Origin of the sequence: Yinghuangia soli (genome assembly GCF_021502675.1) — a bacterium.
Classification (GTDB): domain Bacteria; phylum Actinomycetota; class Actinomycetes; order Streptomycetales; family Streptomycetaceae; genus Yinghuangia; species Yinghuangia soli.
In genome coordinates, this window is record NZ_JAKFHA010000014.1 from 76,491 (window position 1) to 97,837 (window position 21,347).

15 protein-coding genes and 1 riboswitch are annotated in these 21,347 nt (G+C 74.2%); of the genes, 7 read left to right on the forward strand and 8 right to left on the reverse strand.

Going from position 1 to position 21,347, the window contains the following annotated elements:
• Positions 1-66 precede the first annotated feature (66 nt).
• The 3 genes from LZ495_RS22865 to LZ495_RS22875 are packed head-to-tail and all read right to left on the reverse strand — an operon-like array spanning position 67 to position 4,915.
• Entirely contained in the window at positions 67-1,305 is a 1,239-nt protein-coding gene (locus LZ495_RS22865; RefSeq protein ID WP_372498629.1) for a VWA domain-containing protein, read from the reverse strand.
• Positions 1,302-3,719 (reverse strand): DUF5682 family protein, encoded by a 2,418-nt coding sequence (locus LZ495_RS22870; protein WP_235054716.1) that lies wholly within the window; start codon positions 3,717-3,719, stop codon positions 1,302-1,304. Before LZ495_RS22870 ends, LZ495_RS22865 begins: the two co-directional genes overlap by 4 nt.
• The gene (locus tag LZ495_RS22875; RefSeq protein WP_372498630.1) at positions 3,719-4,915 is read right to left on the reverse strand and encodes an ATP-binding protein; all 1,197 of its coding nucleotides are present in this window, start codon (positions 4,913-4,915) and stop codon (positions 3,719-3,721) included. Before LZ495_RS22875 ends, LZ495_RS22870 begins: the two co-directional genes overlap by 1 nt.
• Positions 4,916-5,045: 130 nt before the next feature.
• Here LZ495_RS22875 and LZ495_RS22880 point away from each other — a divergent pair, with 130 nt between their 5' ends.
• Positions 5,046-6,368: a ferredoxin reductase family protein gene (locus LZ495_RS22880; RefSeq protein ID WP_235054718.1), complete on the forward strand. Its 1,323-nt coding sequence runs from the start codon at positions 5,046-5,048 to the stop codon at positions 6,366-6,368.
• Positions 6,369-6,391: 23 nt separating this feature from the next.
• The gene (locus LZ495_RS22885) at positions 6,392-6,535 is read left to right on the forward strand and encodes a hypothetical protein (protein WP_235054719.1); all 144 of its coding nucleotides are present in this window, start codon (positions 6,392-6,394) and stop codon (positions 6,533-6,535) included.
• A gap of 52 nt (positions 6,536-6,587) precedes the next feature.
• Here the strand turns inward: LZ495_RS22885 and LZ495_RS22890 are convergent, their stop codons facing one another.
• Positions 6,588-7,292, reverse strand: a complete 705-nt coding sequence (locus tag LZ495_RS22890; protein ID WP_235054720.1) for a hypothetical protein — start codon at positions 7,290-7,292, stop codon at positions 6,588-6,590.
• A gap of 200 nt (positions 7,293-7,492) precedes the next feature.
• Here LZ495_RS22890 and LZ495_RS22895 point away from each other — a divergent pair, with 200 nt between their 5' ends.
• Both LZ495_RS22895 and LZ495_RS22900 read left to right on the forward strand, forming a co-directional pair.
• Positions 7,493-9,676, forward strand: coding sequence for a sensor histidine kinase (locus tag LZ495_RS22895; protein ID WP_235054721.1), 2,184 nt, complete (start codon positions 7,493-7,495; stop codon positions 9,674-9,676).
• A 7-nt stretch (positions 9,677-9,683) separates the two neighbouring features.
• The gene (locus tag LZ495_RS22900; protein ID WP_268823209.1) at positions 9,684-10,415 is read left to right on the forward strand and encodes a response regulator; all 732 of its coding nucleotides are present in this window, start codon (positions 9,684-9,686) and stop codon (positions 10,413-10,415) included.
• 16 nt (positions 10,416-10,431) lie between these two features.
• On the opposite strand, the gene LZ495_RS22905 is transcribed toward LZ495_RS22900, so the two are convergent.
• Both LZ495_RS22905 and LZ495_RS22910 read right to left on the reverse strand, forming a co-directional pair.
• Positions 10,432-11,952, reverse strand: a complete 1,521-nt coding sequence (locus LZ495_RS22905; protein ID WP_235054722.1) for a DUF5691 domain-containing protein — start codon at positions 11,950-11,952, stop codon at positions 10,432-10,434.
• Positions 11,953-12,145: 193 nt separating this feature from the next.
• The gene (locus LZ495_RS22910) at positions 12,146-13,552 is read right to left on the reverse strand and encodes an SWIM zinc finger family protein (RefSeq protein ID WP_235054723.1); all 1,407 of its coding nucleotides are present in this window, start codon (positions 13,550-13,552) and stop codon (positions 12,146-12,148) included.
• Between the two features lie 327 nt (positions 13,553-13,879).
• Between LZ495_RS22910 and LZ495_RS22915 the strand changes: the two genes are divergently transcribed.
• Both LZ495_RS22915 and LZ495_RS44970 read left to right on the forward strand, forming a co-directional pair.
• Entirely contained in the window at positions 13,880-14,716 is an 837-nt protein-coding gene (locus tag LZ495_RS22915) for an esterase/lipase family protein (protein ID WP_235054724.1), read from the forward strand.
• Between the two features lie 294 nt (positions 14,717-15,010).
• On the forward strand, positions 15,011-16,816 hold the full coding sequence (locus LZ495_RS44970) for a M23 family metallopeptidase (RefSeq protein ID WP_235054725.1): 1,806 nt from the start codon (positions 15,011-15,013) through the stop codon (positions 16,814-16,816).
• 75 nt (positions 16,817-16,891) lie between these two features.
• Here the strand turns inward: LZ495_RS44970 and pcrA are convergent, their stop codons facing one another.
• Positions 16,892-19,366 carry a DNA helicase PcrA gene (pcrA, locus tag LZ495_RS22925; RefSeq protein ID WP_235054726.1) on the reverse strand — a complete coding sequence of 825 codons (2,475 nt, stop codon included), beginning with the start codon at positions 19,364-19,366 and terminating at the stop codon, positions 16,892-16,894.
• A 53-nt stretch (positions 19,367-19,419) separates the two neighbouring features.
• Entirely contained in the window at positions 19,420-19,776 is a 357-nt protein-coding gene (locus LZ495_RS22930) for a hypothetical protein (RefSeq protein WP_235054727.1), read from the reverse strand.
• Between the two features lie 271 nt (positions 19,777-20,047).
• A riboswitch (cyclic di-AMP (ydaO/yuaA leader) is annotated at positions 20,048-20,196 on the forward strand.
• An 8-nt stretch (positions 20,197-20,204) separates the two neighbouring features.
• On the opposite strand from LZ495_RS22930, the gene LZ495_RS22935 reads away from it, so the two are divergent.
• Entirely contained in the window at positions 20,205-21,278 is a 1,074-nt protein-coding gene (locus tag LZ495_RS22935) for a C40 family peptidase (protein ID WP_235054728.1), read from the forward strand.
• The last annotated feature ends 69 nt before the right edge of the window (positions 21,279-21,347 follow it).

The window sequence follows — 21,347 nt, forward strand, 5'->3', positions numbered from 1 at the left end:
GGTCACCCGCCCGGGTCCTGTCCCCGTCCCGCCCCCGTCTCGCCCTTGTCCAAGAGCCGCCGGGCGCTACTCCGGGACCGGGATCGGCAGCCCCTGGATCGCCGCGGCCATCACCTCGGGGAACAGGTCGGGAGTGCAGGCGAAGGCCGGGCTGCCCAGCGCGGCCAGGGCCGCGGCGTTCTGGTGGTCGTACGCCGGGGCGCCCTCGTCGGACAGCGCGAGCAGCGTCACGACCTGCACGCCGGACCGCTGCATGGCGGCCACCCGGCGCAGCATCTCCTGCCGTACGCCGCCCTCGTACAGGTCGCTGACCAGCACGACCACGGTGTCCGCGGGCCGCGTGATCAGCGACTGGCAGTACGCCAGCGCCCGGTTGATGTCGGTGCCGCCGCCCAATTGAGTGCCGAACAGCACGTCGACCGGGTCGCTCAGCCGGTCGGTCAGGTCGGCGACCGCGGTGTCGAAGACCACGAGCGAGGTGTCGAGCGTGCGCATCGAGGCCAGCACCGCGCCGAACACCGACGCGTACACCACCGAGGCGGCCATCGAGCCGGACTGGTCGATGCACAGCACGACGTCCTTCTGCACGCCGTGCCGCTGCCGCCCGTAGCCGACCAGGCGCTCGGGCACGACCGTGCGGAACTCGGCCTGGTAGTGCTTGAGGTTGGCGCGGATCGTGGCGTTCCAGTCGATGTCGCGGTGCCGCGGCCGGTGCACGCGCGACGTGCGGTCCAGGGCGCCCTGCACAAGGCTGCGGGTGCGCTGCGCGATGCGGCGCTCCAGGTCCTCGACCACGCGGCGGACCACGGACCGCGCGACGTCCTTGGTGGCCTCCGGCATGAGCCGGTTGAGGGACAGCAGGGTGCCGACGAGGTGCACGTCCGGCTCGACCGCGGCGAGCATCTCGGGTTCGAGGAGCAGCCGGGTCAGGTCCAGGCGCTCGATGGCGTCCTGCTGCAGGATCTGCACGACGCCGCTGGGGAAGTACTCGCGGATGTCGCCGAGCCAGCGCGCCACCGAGGGTGCGGACGCCCCGAGGCCCGCGCTGCGCTGCCCGCTCCCGCCGCTGCCGCGCCCCTCGCTCGGCGCCGGGCGGTACAGCGCGGCCAGCGCCTCGTCCATGCGGCGGTCCTGCCCGGCCAGGGCGCAGCCGGTGCCGTCGGCGTCGCCGCCGAGGACCAGGCGCCAGCGGCGCAGCCGCTCGCCGTCGGGGAGGGCGGCCGGTCCGGCGGGCGATTCGGCGGCGGGGTGGGCTGCGGGTCCGGTGGCGAGGTCGGTGGCGGGGTCAGGGCCGAGGCTGCTCACGGTCGTCCTCCCGGCTTTTCCGCGGCGGCGCCCGGCGCCGGACCGCCCAACAGGAACGCCACCAGCGGCAGCGCGGCATCGGCGCGTCCGAGGTCGAACGGCGCCGCACCGCGGCCGGACCGCCCGGCCGCCGCGCCGCGCGCCGGGCTGCGCAGCCGCTCGCCCAGCGTGCGCCGCTCCGGGGCGGCGAAGCCGGAGAAGGTACGCCGCAGCAAAGGCAGCACGTCGGTGAAGTCCTCCGCGGGGATCTGCGCGACCCACGCATCGACCAGTCCGAGCAGGACGTCGTCGTGGACGAGCAGCAGCCCGCCGCCCGACAAGAACCCCTCGATCCAGGCGGCCGCGTCCCGGTACGGCGTCCCGCGGGACAGTGCCCGGGACATGCGCGGGCCGGCGTCTTCCGCAGTGAGCCGCCCGCTGTCCAGGAGCAGCCGGACGGCCCGGCCGGTGAGCAGGCCGGGCAGGTCGGCCCGGTCGGCGAGGCGCAGCAGGGCGGCGAACCAGTACGCGCGCAGATCGTCGGGGCTGCCTTCGCCCGATGCCAACAACCCGGTGCAGTCGTGGACTTCGTCGAGGTGCCGGAGCATCTCGCGGGCCCCGTCCGCGTCCAGGCCGGCGCACGCCGGGACCAGCCCGATGCAGATGCGGAGCAGCAGCCCGTCCACGACCGCGGCCAGGGCCGCGGTGTCGGTGCCGCGCACGTCGCCGTAGCGCAGCGCGCGGACGAGCGCGGGCAGCGCCTCGGCGAGCCCGGCGACGTCGGAGTCGAGCGCCGCGCGGTCCTCCAGGACCTGCATCACGGTCGGCAGCGCGTCGGGCAGATCGGCCCGCAGGCAGCATTCGGCGACCTCGGTCACCTCGGCCAGCGACTCGGCGCGCAAGGCCAGTTCGGCGGCCCGGTTGGTGGCCGCGGACAGCACCGTGGTGCCCCACACCCCGGCCTCGGCGACCCGGATGGCCAGCTCGGGCTGCCAGGTCAGCGACCACGCCTCGCGGAACGTGCCGGTGCCGCGCCGCGCCCGGGACGGCACGCCCCAGGGCACGTCGAGGAGTTCGAGGCGGGTGAGCAGGCGGCTCTTCTCGGCGTGCGAGGGCTTGCGCAGGTCGAGTTCGAGTTCGCGGGTGGCCGCCTCGGGGTGCAGCTTCAGGGTCTTCTGCAGCCGGGCGAGGTCGCGCTGCAGCGGCACCGCGGGCACGCTGCCGGGCACCGTGCCGATGCGGTCGCCGACCACGATGTCGTCGTGGACGAGGGCGAGCGGGCCGTCCTCGCCGTCGCACATGACCGCGCGGACGGCTTCCAGGGTCTCGTCGAGGCCGGGCAGCGGCCGGTCGCGCAGCGCGGCGAGCGCCTCGGCATGCCGGACCGCCTCGATGACGTGCGCGGGCGACACCGGCCGCCCGGCGGCCCGGAAGAGGTCGGCGATGCGCACGAACCAGTGCGGCAGCATGCCCGCGGCGTCGTGGCCGGCGAACAGGTGGTGGTACCAGCCGGGCGAGGCGACGCCCGCGCCGTAGCCGGAGGAGTGCGCCAGGCGCCGGTACGTCCACGGCACCCACGTCGTCTCGACCTTCACGCGCGGCAGCACCCCGCCGCGCCCGAAGGCCGCGAACGGCGCCAGTACGGCCCGGTCTTCGGCGGCCGGCCGGACCGCGGCGAGCGCCGGCACGTGCCAGGCCCCGCAGACCACGGCGACGTTCCGGAACCCTTGCCGGTACGCGGTGCCCACCGCCAGCCGCATGTGCGCCTCGCGGGCCGCCTCCAGGTCGGGGAACACGCTTGGCGGCGCGGCGGCTTCGTCGAGGGCGGGCGAGGCCGCCGCACCGCCGCCCGCGCCCTCGCGCAGCGCGGTCATGGCCTCGGCGAGCAGCGCGAAGAGCGTGGTCGGGTCGCGGTGGTCGGCGCGGTGCTCGACGGCGTCCTCCCACCACCGCTCGGGGTCGTCGTGCCCGGCGACGCGGGCGAGCATGGCGATCGGGTCGGTGCGGACCGCGGGGCCGGTGTCGTCCGGGGTCTCCGCCGGATCCGGTCCGCCGCCCGGCCGCGGGACGGACAGCGCCGCCCGGGCCCGGTCCAGCGCGAACGAGCAGGCGGCCGGCAGGTCGATGAAGCGCACCGGGACGCCCCGGTCCAGCGCGTACCGGACCGCGACCCACTCGGGGCTGAACTCGGCGTACGGCCAGAACCCGGCCTGCGCCGGGTCGTCCACCGCGTGCACCAGCAGGGCGACCGGCGGCTGCATCTCCGGGTCGGCGGCGTACGACAGCAGCAGGTCGGCTTCGGGCGGCCCTTCGACCAGCACGATGTCCGGGGCGAGTGCGTCGAGCGCGGCGCCGACCGCGCGCGCCGAGCCCGGTCCGTGGTGCCGGACGCCCAGCAGGTGCGGCACCGGCCGGGCGCGCCCGGCGGCGGGCATCAGGCGGCACCCGCCTCGCGGCACGCCCGGTAGAAGTCCTGCCATCCCTCGCGCCCGCGGACCACGGTCTCCAGGTACTCCTGCCACACGACGCCGTCCGCGGCCGGGTCCTTGACCACCGCGCCGAGGATGCCGGCCGCGGTGTCCGCGGGGCGCAGCACGCCGTCCCCGAAGTGCGCGGCGAGCGCGAGGCCGCCGGTGACCACCGAGATCGCCTCGGCGGTGGACAGGGTCCCGGACGGCGACTTCAGCTTGGTGCGGCCGTCCTCGGTCAGCCCGCTGCGCAGCTCGCGGAACACCGTGACCACGCGTCGCAGTTCGGCCTCGGCGGCGTCGATCTTCGGGAGCTGCAGCGAGCTGCCGAGCTGCTCGACGCGGCGGGTGACGATGTCCACCTCGGCGTCCGCGGTGGCCGGCAGCGGCAGGACGACGGTGTTGAAGCGGCGGCGCAGCGCACTGGACAGGTCGTTGACGCCGCGGTCCCGGTCGTTCGCGGTGGCGATCAGGTTGAACCCGCGCACCGCCTGGATCTCGTCGGCCAGTTCGGGCACCGGGAGGGTCTTCTCGGACAGGATCGTGATGAGGCTGTCCTGCACGTCGGCGGGGATGCGGGTGAGCTCCTCGACGCGTGCGATGCGGCCTTCGGCCATCGCGCGCATGACCGGACCGGCGACGAGGGCCTCGCGGCTCGGCCCGTGGGCGAGCAGCTGCGCGTAGTTCCAGCCGTACCGGATGGCCTCCTCGGGAGTGCCCGAGGTGCCCTGCACGAGCAGCGTCGAATCGCCGCAGATCGCCGCCGCGAGGTGCTCGGACACCCACGTCTTCGCGGTCCCCGGCACGCCGAGCAGCAGCAGGGCCCGGTCGGTGACCAGGGTGGTGACCGCGACCTCGACGATGCGGCGCGGGCCGACGTACTTCGGGCTGATCACGGTGCCGTCCGGCAGTGTCCCGCCGAGCAGGTACGTGGCCACCGCCCACGGCGACAGCTTCCACTGCGGCGGACGCGGCCGGTCGTCGGCCCCGCCCAGCGCGGCGAGCTCGGCCGCGAACGCATCCTCGGCATGCGGCCGCAGCGCGGCATCGGAAGGGGAAGCGGGAAAGGTCACGAACAGCCCCCGGAGTCGACGTGATGGCACGGGTCGGCCGGGCGGACCGCCCACCCCCGCACCCCCAAGAATGCCGGTCCGCTCCGACATCCCCGCAGCCCGGGCCGGATCCCCGGCGAAGTCAACGCCGCCTCAGCCCCCTCTTAAATGGCCCCTAAGGACTCCGCCGGACACGCCTTTTCCGCAGGTCGGCGCGACTTCCGCGGCTAGCGTCGCAGGCATGCCAGGCGACCCTCCTCCCCGCGTCCCGCCCGAGGCCCTCCGCCTCGGAATGCTGTTCGGCGGCGGGGCCGTCGTGGGGCTCTGGGCGGTGCAGGCGAACGCCTCCGCCGATGCGGACGTGCTTCTGGCGACCGCCGCCCACCTGGCCGGGCTGCTTGCCGGGTACGGGATCCTCGTCCTGCTGCTCCTGATGGCCCGCGTCCCGGCCGTCGAACACGGCGTGGGCGCCGACCGCTTGGCGCGCTGGCACGCGCGGGGCGGGCGGTTCGTCGTCGGGGGCGTCGCGGCGCATGCGCTGCTTGCCTGGGGGGCGTACCTCGCGCACACCGGCCGCGGACCGCTCGGCGGTGCCGCGGACTTGCTCGGCTATCCGGCGCTCGCCGCCGCAACCGCGGGCACCGTGCTGCTCCTCGCGGCGGGCGCGGTCTCGGCGCGTGCCGTGCGTGCCCGGGTCAGCCACGAGACGTGGCGCGGCGTGCACTTGCTGACGTACGCAGGCGCGGCGGCGGCGTTCTTCCACCAGCCCGCCGGGCCGGACCTCGCCGGCATCCCGGTGCTGGCGTGGCTGTGGTCGCTGCTGCACGCCCAGGTCGCGGTACTGCTCCTCTGGTACCGGGCCGCGGTCCCGCTGCGCGCGGCGCTGCGGCACCGGATCCGGGTGGTCGACGTCCGGTCGGAAAGCCCGGACACGGTCTCGGTGGTGATGCGCGGACGCGCACTCGCCGCACTGCAGGCCGAGCCCGGGCAGTTCTTCCGGTGGCGGTTCCTGACCCGGCGGCTGTGGCGTACCGCGCTGCCGTTCTCGCTGTCGGCACCGCCGGTCGGCGACACACTGCGCATCACGGTGAAGGTGGTCGGCGGCCACACGCGGCGCGTCAAGCGGCTGCGGCCGGGCGTGCGGGTCGCAGCGGCCGGGCCGTTCGGGGCGATGACGGCGCGGGTGCGGACGCGCCGCAAGGTGCTGCTGATCGCGGGCGGCGCGGGCATCACGCCGCTGCGGGCGCTCTTCGAGACGCTGCCGGGCGGGCCCGGCGATCTGACGCTGCTTTACCGGGCGCGCACCAGCGACCAGTTGCTCCTGCACGCGGAGTTGGAGCAGATCGCCGCCGGGCGGCAGTGCCGGCTGCACTATCTGCTGGGTTCCTCGCGCGGCCCGGACGATCCGCTGACCGCGGCGAACCTGCGCCGGTTGGTCCCGGACATCGCCGAGCACGACGTCTACCTGTGCGGGTCGCCCGGCATGGCCGATGCGGCCTCCCGGGCCTTGCGCCGCGCCGGCGTACCGCCCGACCGGGTGCACGCCGAAGTCTTCGCCTTCTGATGCCTGCCCCGAGGAGATACCCCGTGCCCACCCGCTTCCGCCGCGCCGTCACCGCCGCCGCGCTCGTCTGCGCGGCCTTCGGCACCGTCGCCGTCCTCGGCGTCGCCACGCCGAAAGCGCCCGAGGCGCCGGACAGGCCGGCGACCTCGGGCGCGGACGCGCGCTGAACGGGGAATCAGCACGCGGGCTCGGGGTGGGGCGGGGTGCCCGCGCGCAGGTTCAGCGCGTGACCGTGCTCTTCCCGAACGCGAGTCCGGAGAAGACGACGATCATCCAGATCGGCGCGGTGAGCGCCGACAGCCCCGGCACCGGGCTGATCAGGAACCAGCCGACGGGTGCGGCGACCGTCACCACGCTGACCCAGCCGATCCAGCGCGAGACGGTGCGCTCGCGCAAGGCCATCCAGCACACGCCGCCGGCCGCCACCAGCACACCGAACCAGCCGATGAAGCCGCCGAAGTCGTTCAGGACGTAGTAGACGTAGCGGCCCTGCTGGTCGAAGGCGCCGAACTCGTCGCCGCCCTCGCCGTAGATGGACATGGCGCCCTTCCAGCCGTAGCCGAGGATCAGCGCGCCCGCGGCCGCGGTCAGCCCGGTGCTCACCACCCCGGCCGCGGTACTGCCCGGCACCCGCGGCTCCACCCGGCGCCGCCATGCCGCCGAGGTGACCAGCAGCAGGGCGACCGTGGCGAAACCGGTCAGGAAGCCCAGCCTGGCGGCCATCACGCTGACGTCGTCGACGCGGTCGATGGTCATGTTGTCGACCTCGCCGCCCGACATCCCGGCCCGCACGTCGAAACCGACGGTCGCCACCACGCCCAGCAGGCCTGCCGCGACACCGACCAGCGGCCACAGTGTGCGGCGCGCCGGGACCTCCCCCGTCCCGGCGCGCCCACCGACCGGGTCCTGTTCCGTATACGTCATGTGGATTTCTCCCCCCACACATGTCCGCCGCCCAGCGAAACCGCCCCCCAGCGGCGCGTATTCGGACCCAGTGCCCGGTGCGGCTGACCGCAAGATTCGCCGGGGACGTGTCCCGGGCACCAGGGACATGCGCACCGTCCGTCCGGGATTCCCCCGAGGCCGGGTGCCCGGCGCGGGCGGCCTGCGGCAGCATGACTGCCGTGACCGCACCGCTTCCGCCCCCGGGACCCGCTGCCGCCGACGCCGTGCCGCCGGCGGCCGGCGCCGGGCTGCCCCGTCCCGCGGCGGAGCCCTCCCCGGAAGGGGGCGCGGCTCCGCCCGCGGCAGCCGGACCTCCGCACCGGAGCGGTCGGCGGCGCGCGCGGGTGCGGGCGTTCGCCCGGCGGATACCCGACGCGCGGCTGCGCATGATCGCGGCCGTGCTGGCCTGCACGGCGGTCGTCGGCACCGCCGTGTATGTGCCGTACCACTATTGGCTCGCGCAGCGTGCCGAGCTGTTCGAGATGATCTGGTCCGACGTCGCGCTCGGCGCGGCCTGGCCGGTGGTCGGGGCATTCGTGGTGCGCGTCCGGCCCCGCAATCCGGTGGGCTGGCTGCTGCTGATCCCGGCCGCGCTGTCGCCGTACCTGATCATGGGCCTGTACGCGGCGCAATCCGAGCTGGTCGCGGACGATCCGCTGCCGCTCGCGGACTTCGCCGGGTGGATCGGCGCCTGGGGATTCGGGCAGTACTTCGTGGTCATCCCCCTACTGCTGCTCTACTTCCCGGACGGGCATCTGCCGTCCCCGCGCTGGCGGTTCGCGACCTACTACATCTTGACGGCGGCCGGCGTCGCCATCGTCGCGGCCATGTTCCGCGACGGCTCCCTGGACGTGTCGCCGGCCGTGGACAACCCTTGGGGGATCCCCGGGGCAGGCTGGCTCCGGTACGTCCTGCTCGCCGGTTCCTTCGCCGCGCTGATCCCCGGCACCGTGATCGGTGTGGCCGCGCTCGTGGTCCGCAGCCGCCGGGTCGTCGGCGTGCAGCGCACCCAGCTGCAATGGCTGGTCCTCGCAGGCCTGGTGCTGATGGTCTGCTTCGCGGTCCCGATCGGTGCGACAGGCCGGGTCACCGACGTCTTCTTCGCCATCGGCCTGCTGGCCCCGCCCGCCGGGATCGCGGTGGCGATGCTGCGGCACCGGATGTTCGACGTCGTGGTGGTGCTCAACCGGACCATCGTCTCGGTCGTGATGACCGTGCTGCTGGTCGGCCTGTACGCGGCACTGGTCCTGGGCGTCGGGCGGATCGCGCCGACCTCGACGATGCGGGTCGCCGCGGTCGCGGTCGTGGCGCTGCTGGCCGCGTACGGGCGGGGCGTGGTGCAGAAGCTCGTCGACCGCTGGCTGTTCGGGCACCGGCACGACCCCTACGCGGTGGTCGCGCGCGTCGGCCGCCACGTGGCGCCCGCGTCCGAGCCGGTCGAGGCGCTGCAGCGGCTGGTGGACGCGCTGCGCCGGGCGCTGCGGCTGCCCTACGTCGCGTTCCGGAGCACCGGCGGCAAGGACGGCGCCGACGCCCTGGAAGTGGTCAGCGGGAGCCCGGTCGCGGGCTGGCGTACCGTCCCCGCGCAGGCGCTGGGGCAGGACCTCGGCGAACTGCACGTGGGGCTGCGGTCCGGCGACGAGCGCTGGACCCCGGAGGAGCAGGCCGCGGTCGAGGAGGTCGCCGCGCGGGCCGCGACGCTCGCGTACGCGGCCGGCCTGGTCGCCGATGTGGCCCGCAGCCGGGCCCGCATCGTCGTGGCCCGCGAGGAGGAGCGCCGCCGCCTGCGCGCCGACCTGCACGACGGCGTCGGCCCCGCACTGGCCGGCACCGCGCACCAGCTCGACGCCCTGGCCCGCCGCATCGAGGCCGCCGGGCAGCCGGAACTCGCCGGGCGGGCCCGCTCGGTGCGCGACCGGCTCCGCCAGACGGTCACCGACCTGCGGTCCGTCGTGCACGGGCTGCGGCCGCCGATACTCGACCAGCTCGGGCTCGCGGGCGCGCTGCGCGACCTGCTGGCGGGGTACGAGACGCCGCACTGCACGGTCGACCTGGGGCCGGGCCTCGACACGCTGCCGGCCGCGGTCGAGGTCGCCGCGTACGCGATCGCCGCGGAGGCGGTCGCCAACGCGGTACGGCACAGCGGGGCCGGCGAACTCACCCTGCACGCCCGCATCCGGACCGGTTCGCTGGTCCTCGAAGTACACGACAACGGCTGCGGCATGCCGGTCCATCCGCACGCCGGAGTGGGCCTGCGCAGCATGGGCGAACGGGCGGGCGAGGTCGGCGGCCGGGTCGACATCCTGCCGCACTCCAGCGGCGGCACGATCGTGCAGGCGACGCTGCCGGGCGGACCGGCATGACGCACGCATGAAGAACGAGCGACACGACGAGCGAGTGGGCGAAAACGTGGGCGAACAGCAGGTCGAACAGCCGGGCGGCACCGTCCGCGTCCTGGTCGTCGACGACCATCCCGTCTTCCGGGCCGGCATGGTCACCGTGCTCGACGACCTCGACGACCTCGACGTGGTCGGCCAGGCCGGCGACGGCGTGCAGGCGGTCGCCGAAGTCGCCCGACTCGCCCCGGACGTGGTGCTCATGGACCTGCGCATGCCGGTCATGGGCGGCCTGGAGGCGACCGCGCGCATCGGCACCGCGCACCCGTCCACCGCGGTCATCGTGCTGACCATGGACGAGGACGACGACTCCGTCTTCGCCGCGCTGCGCGCCGGGGCCCGCGGCTACCTGCTCAAGGAGGCGGACGGCGACGACATCCGCCGGGCCATCCTGGGCGTGGCGCGCGGCGAGGCGGTCTTCGGGCCGCGCATCGCGCAGCGCGTCCTGGCGTTCTTCTCCGGTGCCCCGGCACACACCCGCGGGGCCACCCCGTTCCCGCAGCTCACCGACCGCGAACGCGAAGTCCTCGACCTGCTCGCGCACGGCCTGGACAACGCCTCGATAGCCCGGCGCCTGGTGCTCTCCGAGAAGACCGTACGCAACCGGGTGAGCGACGTCCTCGCCAAGCTCCGCGCGCGCAGCCGCGCCGAGGCGGTGGCCATCGCCCGCGACGCCGGGCTCGGCCCGGCCCCGAGCGCGGGCTGACCCGGCGCGCGGCGGTTCACATGTCGAACTCGGCGCGCATCGCGGCGCGTTCCCGGAGCGTGGCGGCGAGCTCGGCGAACGCACGCCCCCAGTAGCCGTCCTCGCCGGACGTCTTCGCGAGCCGCTCGACCTCGGCGGCCAGGGCCGGATCCAGGGAGCGGGCGGCCAGGCCGGTGACGCCGCTGAAGCTCCACGGGTACGCGGACTCGCGGGATGCCCGGGTCAGCGCGTCCACGACCGACCGGCCGAGCGGCCGCGGCCACACCGCCGGGCAGCCGGCCAGCAGTTGGAACGCCTCGGACAGGCCGTGCTCGCGGACGTGGGCGGCGACGTGCCGGGCCCGCTCGTCGTCCGGGAGCACCGAGAGCAGCCGGGTCGGGGCGCCGCGGCCGGCCTGCGCGCGGGCCCATTCGGCGTTGTGCTGGGTGACCGCGGCCCGGGCCCAGCCGTCGCGTACGTCCTCGGCCCAGCGGCGCGGAAGCCGGCGGCGCAGGATGTCCGCGGGCGGTTCGCCGAACACCGCGGTCCAGACCCCGAGCGGTGTCGCGGCCACGATCTCGCCCAGCCACCAGGCGCGTTCCTCGCGTCCGGTGGGCGACTGGGCGGCTATCCCGTCGCGGCGCATCGCCTCGTCGCAGACCTCGGGCGGTTCGACCGCGACCGCGTTCGGTCCGTCGGGGCGCAGGCAGGCGCGGGCCCGGTCCGCCATGCGGGCGGCGAACGCCGAGCCCGGCAGCGCGCTGAGCAGGGCCGCGGCGCCGGCCCGGACCGCCTTGCCGCGGTCGTCCAGCGCAGCCTCCAGGAACTCCTCGTCGGCGGCGCTCAGGCCGGTGCGCAGGGCGGCGAGGAACTGGGCCCGGTCCTCCGCGGGTTCGCTGCGCCAGGTGGCTTCGAGGAGGTGCCGGGCGGCGTCCGCGTCGTGCTCGCGCAAGCCGGCGAGGTGCCCGAGGCGCTCGCCGAACAGGCCGTGCTGCCAGATGTCCGGGCCGCCCGGATCGGCACCGCCCGGATCCGCGGCGGCGATCCGGGCCGCCCAGGACCAGTCCGGGTTCAGCCGGGCCAGCCAGCGCCCGCGGGGACCGGCCAGGACGGCCACGTCGGACCGCAGTTCGCTGTGCGTGCGGGCGGCGTCGAGCAGGGCGGGCAGCTCCGCTTCGGGGGCGCGGCAACCGCGGGCGCGGGCCTCCGCCAGCCATTCGGGGAGCAGTTCGGCGACCGCGGTGCGGCGTTCGCCCATGCCGCTGCCGAGCAGGATCCGCAGCCGGCCGCGGGCCCGGTCGGACACCGGGGGGCGCGGGTCGTCCGCGCATCGGGCGGGCGCCTGGGCGCCGGTTCCCGGGCGGCGTCCGGCGCGCCGGTGCACGAGGGCCAACGCGGCCAGGTCCAGGAGGTGTTCGGCGGCGTCCTCGCGCGCCACCGCCACCGCTGCGGCGCCCAGGGCGGTCGCCGGGTCGACGCCGGGCACCGGGCGCTTGGCGGTGCCGACCAGTGCGGTGGAGACCAGGTCGTCCCAGAGTGCGTCGCTGTCCGCCGTCATCGCGATCCCCCTTCGTTCGGCCCGCTGTGCTCTGCCCTGCCGCCGTGCTGCAAACAGCTCCAAATCGCAGTAAATCGCCTACGTCCAGGACAACTTGAGAGTACGTCGCCGAGGATTTCCCCGGCTGCCCGGTCCGGTTGGTGTGCCTGCCGCGTGGGCCGCGCAGGCCGTGCATGCGGGACGTCGCGCCGCGCTACAAGGGGATCGCCCGGCCCTCGTGCCATCCGGTGACCGGCGCGAAGCCGCGGGCGCCGTACTCGCCGAAGACGGTCATGCCGGCCCCGCCGGACATCGCGGCGAGCCGCCACAGCGCGTCCTCGCGGGCCCGCGACCGGTCGACCGGCAGCCAGAAGCCGCCCGGGCCTTCGCTTCCGGACCCGCCGCCGATGCCGACGATGCGCCAGCCGAGCGCGTCGGGCACCGCCACGACGTCGGCGAGCACCACCGGCCAGGTGTCCAGCCAGGGTTCGCCGTGCAGGGCCTCGGCGTACGCGAGTGCCGCACTCTCCGCATCGCAGCCCGCGGGCTCGCCGGCCGGCTCGGGCGGGCCGTGGCGCTCGGCGAGGTGCGCGCGCAGCGGCGCGGCCGCGTCGTGGAAGACGAGGTCGGCCTCCAGGCGCTCGCCGACCGGCAGGGCCAGCGCGGGCGCTTGGCCCGGCGAGCCGATCGCGCGGACCAGCGCCGTGCGGCCGGACTGCTCGCCGCGCAGCCATATCTCGCGGACCGTCAGCTTGTCCTCGTCGCTGTCCCGGCTGCCCAGCACGGTCCAGTGGTCGCGGACCGCGGTGCCCTGGTCGGCGGCGCGCTGCAGCAGTTCGGCGGAGTCGACGTGCCAGCCGATCCGGGTCCGCAGCGCGGCGGCCAGCGGCCCGTCGAGCCGGTCCATGCGGTCATGGGCGCGCAGCATCAGCCACAGCACCGCGTAGTCCTCCAGCAGGCGTTCCGGCCAGCCGTCGCCGGAGCCCGGCCGGGTGCCGGCCGTACGCAGCCGGTCCGCGAGACCCTTCGCCTGCGCGTCGACCATCTTGGCGGCCATCGTCTCGAACGGCGGGTAGCCCGCCCGGTCGGCGCCCGCCATGCCGTGCCGCACCTGGTCGGCCAGCCAGCGGCCGAGCGTGTCCACGCCGTCCGCGACCCGGGCGGCCCGCTGCTCGGCGCGGCGGCGTGCCGCCGCGGGGTCGGCCGGTCCCGCGGGCCGGCGCTCGGGGCGCGGCTGCGCCTGGTCCTGACGGCCGGTCAGCCAGGCCTCGGCCCAGTCCGGCACCGCCGCAGGGTCCTCCGGGACGCTGCCCGCGGACCAGAGCAGCAGAAGTCCGAGGGCGTGCTTGCACGGCAGTTTGCGGCTCGGACACGTGCACGACCACGCCGGCCCGTCGAGATCGACGGCCGTGCGGTACGCCTGGTCCCCACTCCCCTTGCACAGCCCCCACACACCGCTTTTGGCGGTCGTCCCACCCTCGTCTTCCCGGTCCTGCGGAGGCATCTCCCCTGCCCCCAGACCAGTCCACGGCCCCGGAGCCGCAAGTCTCGATCCGGCCTTCTGCGACGCGGCGTCGGGTGCCAAAGCCAACACCCGGTCCGCGGTCCAGCGTTCCAGCATGACGGTCACGGTACGGCGTCGGACCGACACCTGCACCGGGGGATCACAGAATCCGCCCGGATCAGCCGGGCGACCACCGCACCTGCCGCGGCCTGCGCGAATTCCCGCGGTGCGGCCCGGGACACGATCGGGACATCTGCGGAACGGCGTTGTCACAACGGCGAAATACCCTACAAGGAACGGCGATTCACCGACAACTGCATGTTAACGGTTTGTTTCGGCTGATCCCGGTCGGGCATACCGGCCAGTAGGGATCCGCGTCAGCGTCCGGCCAGCGGCATCGCCACCACGGGGGCCCTTCTCCTCATTCCGGTACGGAGGTGGGTCATGGGCGCGCTCCCGAGCGTCGACGTGCTGCGCGGAACGGTCCGCGAAGTCGTCTGGACCGTCGGCCACCTCGCGCTCTACCCGACCGGTCTCCTCCAGCTCGGCCTGGACAACCTGCGCGCCGGCCCCGCGGACGGCGCGGACCCGGCGGACGCGCCCGAACTCCCGCCGCCGCCCGGTTCCGCCGCCCTGCCGGTCGTACTCGTACACGGGCTCGCCGACAACCGCTCGATCTTCGCGGTGCTGGGCCGCGCGCTGCGCCGCGACGGCATGAGCAGCGTCCACTTGTTCGACCACCACCCGCTCGGCGGCGACATCCGCAGCAAGGCCGAGCTGCTCGACCGGCACATCGCGCAGGTGTGCGCCCGTACCGGAGCGCCCGGCGTGCACGTGGTCGGGCACAGCCTTGGCGGCCTGGTGGCCCGCTACCACGCCCAGTTCGTCGACCGGGGCGCCCGGGTGCGGACCGTCGTCACGCTCGGCACCCCGCACCGCGGCACCGCGGCCGCGCAGCTGCTGCGCGCCCACCCCCTGGTCCGCGAGCTCTGCCCGGACAGTCCCGTAATCGCGGAACTCGCCGGGCCCGCACCCGGATGCACGACCCGATTCGTGGCTTACTGGGGCGACTTGGACCCGTTTGTCGTCCCGTGCTCGTCGGGTGCGCTGGTGCATCCCGACCTCGACGCGGCCAGCGTGCTCGTCCGGGGCGCGGGGCACCTGACACTCCCGGCCTGCCGCACCGTGGTGGCGGACGTATGCGCACTCTTCAGGAGCAGTGCCGAGATGCTCCGGACGGCGGCATCCGCCCCGGGCCGGCCGACTGCCCTGGCCGCCTGAGGCGGCGTCACCGGACCGCTGCGGCAACGCCGGAGCGGCCCAGCGCCACCCCCGAGCGCCCGGCACCGAAGGCCGATGATTGACGCAACCGGACCCGCATTCGGTTGCCCTATTTCCCTGCCTTCATCCGTACGAGTGAGCCGGGAATCGGCTCGCGGGTCGACCGGAACGGATTGTCCCGGCCGCATTCGGGCGGCTAGAGTCCCCCATTGATTGGTGGAAGGACGTGCCGAGCGAGAAGCCCACCGCCCCGTGCGGAGGGTCGAACCAGCCCCCGAGACAAAGGCGAATCAGGTGACGGACGGCCAATATCCGGACGGCGACCCCTACGGTCGCGGCGTCCCGGACGAGGTCTACGGCACTGGTGGCCCGCACGCGTACCCCGCCTATGAGGCCGGCGCGTACAGCAACGCACCGGGCACCGGGTACGCCGAAGGAAGCTACGACTCGGGCGCGTGGCAGACCCCCGCCTACGACGGCGCGGCCTACACCCAGGACTCCTATTCGGGAACGTCCGGCGCGCACCAGGCCTACCAGGGCTACGAGACCCCGGCGTACGACACCTCCGGCTACAGCACTCCTGTGTACGACAGCGGCGCGACCGCGGTCTACGACAGCGGCGCCTACGCGGCCTACGGCAGCTACCAGTCCTACGACGCCGCCCCGGACAACAGCGGCGCGCACCAGGCCTACGACCCGTCCGCCTACGACACGTCGTACGGCCAGACCGCGTCGATCCCGCAGCAGCCCGCCGAGTCCGCGTACGACACCGCCGCTTGGTCCGGCGACGTCATGACCGCCGCGCCCGGCCAGGCCGCGGCCTGGTCCGCCGACCCGTGGGGCACCGACGCCACCGCCTCCGGCACGTGGTCGGCTCCGGCCGCCGACATGTGGAGCGGCGACAACCGCCTGGGCGCCGAGGCCTACACCGACGACTACCGCAACGACGCGGCCGCCACCGGCTGGTACGACGCGGCCGCGGTCCAGGAGACGGCCCCCGCGTACGACGGCACGGCCTGGCAGGAGACCTCCGCCTGGCACAACGCCGACGCCGAGCCGGCCCAGTCGGGCTCGCCGGCCTTTGTGTCGTTCGGCGCCGACTCCGCAACGCTCTTCCGCCCGTCCGCCGAGGCCTACGGCGACGACGAGGCGACCGCCGCCTTCTCCGCGGACTTCGCCGCGGCGGCCGGCAGCGCCGCCGAGCCGGATGCGGACTACGCCGACGACGCGGACGGGTACGACGACTCCGCCGGCTCCCCCGACGACGAGGCGACCGCGCTCTTCCCGGCGCAGGCGGCCGGCGCCGCGGCAGCGGGTGCGGCCGCGGGCACCGTCAAGCGCGCCGCGGGCGGCAGCGGCACGGGCAGCCGCGCCGCACGCCGCAAGACCACCAAGCGCACCCGCCCGATGGCCCGCGTCGCGGGCGGCTCGCTGGGCGTGCTCGGTGCCGCCGCCATGGCGGTCGCCGCCGCGGGCGGGATCCAGGCCGCCGACACGCAGGGCACCGGCGACGACACGGTGACCCTCGGCGCGGACGTACCGCTCTCCTCGCCGCTCGACCAGCAGTTCACCGATCTGCGGGACGGCGCCGAGGACTTCGCGGACCGCGCCAGCCGCGCGCAGACCCGCATCGCGCTGCAGGAGCGGGCCGAGGAGCTGGCCCGCCAGCAGGAGGCCGAGCGCAAGAAGCGCGAGGAACTGCGCCCCAAGTACGCGCTGCCGGTGAAGCCGGGCCTGTCGGCCTACTTCGGCCAGGCCGGCGGCCGCTGGTCGAACCTGCACACCGGGATCGACTTCCCCGTCGACCGGGGTACCCCGGTCCGCGCGGTCACCGACGGCGTCGTGCGCACCGAGTTCAACCGGGCGTACGGCAACATGGTCATCCTGACCGCGCCGGACGGCACCGAGACCTGGTACTGCCACCTGACCCGCGCGAAGGTCGTCTCCGGGCCGGTCAAGGCCGGCGACGTCATCGCGTACTCGGGCAACAGCGGCAACAGCTCCGGCCCCCACCTGCACCTCGAAGTGCGGCCGGGCGGCGGCGCGCCGATAAATCCGATCCCGTGGCTGCGCGCCAAGGGCCTGGACCCGGTCGGCTGACCCGCAGCACACACGGCATGCGAAAGGCCCGGCGACGGAATCCCGTCGCCGGGCCTTTCGGCGTTCCCGCGCCTGCTACAGCTTCTCGACCGGCGCGTAGCGCAGCAGCAGCTGCTTGGTGCCGGTGGCGCCGAAGTCGATGGTGGCCTGCGCCTTGTCGCCCTCGCCCTGGGTCGCCACGACGGTGCCCAGCCCGAACTTGTCGTGCGTGACCCGGTCGCCGGCCTTGAGCGCGACCACCTTGCGGTCCACGATGCTGCTCGGGCCGCTGAGCCGGCCCTTGGGCGCGGACATCGTGGTCCTGGTCGCGGACATCGCCTTGCCCTGCGACGGCGGCTTGCTGCGCCAGTCCACGAGGCTCTCCGGCAGCTCCCCGAGGAACCGGGACTGCGGGTTGTAGGACGGGGCACCCCAGGCGCTGCGCAGCTTCGCCAGCGTCACGTAGAGCCGCTCGCGGGCGCGCGTGATGCCGACGTACGCCAGGCGCCGCTCCTCCTCCAGCTCCTTGGTGTTGCCGAGCGCCCGCATGTGCGGGAAGACGCCGTCCTCGAGGCCGGTCAGGAACACCACCGGGAACTCCAGGCCCTTGGCGGTGTGCAGCGTCATGAGGGTGACCACGCCGCCGTCGTCGTCCGGGATCTGGTCGGAGTCGGCGACCAGCGCCACCTGCTCCAGGAAGTCCGCCAGCGTGCCTTCCGGCTGCGCCTGCTCGAACTCCAGAGCCACCGCCGCCAGTTCCTGGAGGTTCTCGATGCGCGTCTCGTCCTGCGGGTCCGTGGAGGCCTGCAGCTCGGCCAGGTAGCCGCTCTGCTCCAGGACCGCCTCCAGGACCGTGGCGGGCCCGGCACCGCCGTCCACGACGCTGCGCAGCTGGTCCAGCAGCGTCACGAAGCCCGCGATGGCGTTGGCCGACCGGGTCGCCATGCCCGGCGCCTCCTTGGCACGGCGCAGCGCGTCGGCGAACGGGATGCGGTCGCGGGCGGCGAGCACCTCCACGCACGCCTCGGCGCGGTCGCCGATGCCGCGCTTGGGCACGTTGAGGATGCGGCGCAGCGAGACGACGTCGTCCTTGTTGGCGAGCAGGCGCAGGTACGCGAGCGCGTCGCGGACCTCCTTGCGCTCGTAGAAGCGCACGCCGCCGACGACCTTGTAGGGCAGGCCGACCCGGATGAAGACCTCTTCGAACACGCGGGACTGCGCGTTGGTGCGGTAGAACACCGCGACCTGGCTGGGCACGACCTTCTCGTTGTCGGTCAGCCGGTCGATCTCGTCCGCGACGAACTGCGCCTCGGCGTGCTCGTCGTCCGCGACATACCCGGTGATCTTGGTGCCCTGGCCGGAGTCGGTCCACAGGTTCTTGGCGCGGCGGTTGCTGTTGCGCTCGATGACCGCGTTGGCCGCCGCGAGGATGGTCTGCGTGGAGCGGTAGTTCTGCTCCAGCAGGATCGTCTTGGCGTTCGGGTAGTCCTCTTCGAAGTCGAGGATGTTGCGGATGGTCGCGCCGCGGAAGGCGTAGATGGACTGGTCCGCGTCACCCACCACGCACAGCTCGGCGGGCGGGACCTCGGCGAGGCCTTCCTCGGCCGGGTTGACCAGGTCGCCCTCGACGGTCCGCTTGGGGGCCTGCCCGGCGGCGCCGCCGACCAGTTCGCGGACCAGGACGTACTGCGCGTGGTTGGTGTCCTGGTACTCGTCGACGAGCACGTGCCGGAAGCGGCGCCGGTAGTGCTCGGCGACGTCCGGGAACGCCTGCAGCAGGTTGACCGTGGTCATGATGAGGTCGTCGAAGTCGAGCGCGTTGGCCTGCCGCAGCCGGGCCTGGTAGAGCGTGTAGGCCTCGGCGAGCTTGCGCTCGGTGTCGTTCTGCGCCTGCCCGGCGTACGTCTCGGGGTCGATGAGCTCGTTCTTGAGGTTCGACACCTGGGCGTTGAACTTCCGCGGCGGGTACTGCTTGGCGTCCAGGTCGAGATCCCGGCACACCATGGCCATCAGGCGCTGCGAGTCGGCGGCGTCGTAGATGGAGAAGGTCGAGCTGAGCCCGAGCTTCTTGTACTGCTGGCGCAGGATGCGCACGCAGGACGAGTGGAAGGTGGACACCCACATCGCCTTGGCGCGCGGGCCGACCAGGGCCTCGACGCGCTCCTTCATCTCGCCGGCGGCCTTGTTGGTGAAGGTGATCGCCAGGATCTCGCCGGGGTGCACGCCGCGGGCGCCCAGCAGGTACGCGATGCGGTGGGTGAGCACGCGGGTCTTGCCGGAGCCGGCGCCCGCGACGATGAGCAGCGGGGAGCCCTCGTGCACGACCGCGGCGCGCTGCTGCGGGTTCATCCCGTCGAGCAGCTGCGCGGGGTCGACGGCCGGCTTGGCGGCGCCGTTGCGGTAGTACCCCTCGTACGGCTCGGCGGGCGGCGCGTAGTCGCCGTCGAACAGGTCGTCGGGCGCGGGGTCGTACTCGGGCGGCGGCGGGACGTCGTCCGGCGAGGGTTCGGCGGGCAGCGGGATGTCGGCGTCGAACCCGGGCAGCGGCATGTCGTCGAAGAGTTTGCTCATCGTCTGCCGAGTCTAAGTGGCCGCCGGGCGGCCGCGGTCCGCGCGGGGCGAACTCAGGTCCACATGACGGCGATCGCGATGTTCGCCACGGTCAGCAGGCCGATCGCGCCGAAGATCCGCACGTCCACCCGGTCCTTGGCGCGGTTGGTCCACACCATGAGCAGGATGCCGACCAGGATGGCGAGCTTCACGCCGATCTTGGTGTTGTCCACCGGCAGGTCGAGCGCGCCCTGCCGGACGCCGACCAGGGCCACGCCGGTGACCAGCATGGTCAGGGCGCCGTGCGTCATGGCCGGCACGATCCGGACGTCGCCGGTCTTGAAGCCCTTGACCTGGGTGAGGAAGCCGCCGAGCAGGGAACCGATCCCGACGATGTGCAGGACCAGAAGCAGTTGACGGACGACGTCCACGGGGTGGCTCCTCAGGGGGTGTCGGTGCGACGCCCGCATCGTAGCGACACGGCGTCGGGAACTGGCGGGCGGGTCCAACGAGCGAGGGCGCCCGGACGACACGCATAAAAAGGACAATCAAACGAGCCCTAGGGTAAAGACTTGGCAATACGCGGCAGAACACTGGGGGTCGTGACACTCCTGTGACTAATGTTCTCGGCCAGGCGACCGCACGTCCGCGCCCCGACCGGAGCGCACGGCCGCCTCCGCCGAGTTCGGCGACGTTCCGCAGCCGCCCCCACGGCCGCGGTTCCGGACCGGAGCCGGGGACCCAGGTCCTTCGAGGCGAATCGCGAACCGGGGCAGGTGCCCGGGGAGCGTAGGGCGTCTTCTTCCGCCCGAGCCTGTCAGCTAACCCGGTAGGCGGCCGAGGAAGGAGTGACGCTTTCGTGGCGTCCCATCGCCGTCCTGCGCAGCACCGCCGGATGAAGCCGCGCACCGCTCCTCGCGGTGCCGCCATCCTGGCCACCGCTGCCGCCACCGCGACCGGTGTCATAGCCCTCGCGGCCCCGTCGAACGCCGACCCGGCGCCCACCGCAGCCCAGGTCCAGGAGCAGGTCAACCAGCTCCACCGCGAGGTCGTCAAGGCGACCGACCTGTTCAACGGTGTGCAGGAGAAGGCCGACACCCTGCAGAAGGAAGCCAACGCGACGCAGACCCGCGTCGCCGAGGAGCAGGCCGCGATGAACCTGCTGCGCGAGCAGATCGGCGCGATCGCCGCCGAGCAGTACCGCACCGGCGGCCTGCCGCCCGAGCTCCAGCTCGCGCTGAGCGGCGACCCGGCGCAGTACCTGCAGAAGGCGCAGATGCTGGACCAGCTGGACAGCCAGCAGGCCAGCCGCCTGGAGCAGATCGCCGCGCAGGCCCGGATGCTGCAGCAGGACCGCGCCGAGGCGTCCGCGCAGCTCGCCGAGCTCGACGAGCTGCGCAAGAGCCTGGGCTCCCAGAAGACCGAGATCCAGGCGAAGCTCAACAAGGCCCAGACGCTGCTGAACACCCTCAGCGCGGCCGAGCGCCAGGCGATCCTCGACTCGAACGACCACGCCACCAACAACGACCGCGCCTCGCGCGACGAGCCGCGCGAGGACGTGCAGCTGCCGGACGTGCCGGCCTCCGAGCGCGCCGCGAAGGCCATCGCGTTCGCCCGCGCGCAGATCGGCAAGCCGTACGGCTGGGGCAAGGCCGGACCGTCGTCGTTCGACTGCTCGGGCCTGACCCAGCAGGCGTGGGCGGCCGCCAACGTCAAGCTGCCGCGCACCACGTGGGACCAGGTCAAGGTCGGCACCCGGGTGTCGAAGTCCCAGCTCCAGCCGGGCGACCTGATCTTCTTCTACTCGGACAACAGCCACGTCGGCCTGTACATCGGCGGCGGCCAGATGATCCACGCGCCGCGTCCCGGCAGCACGATCCGGGTGGCCCCGATCAACGAGATGCCGTTCTACGCCGCGACCCGCCCGGCCTGACCCGGACGATCCGCACCCTCTCGGCCGACCGGCGGCCGTCGCCACACCACAGCCGCCGGTCGGCCGTCG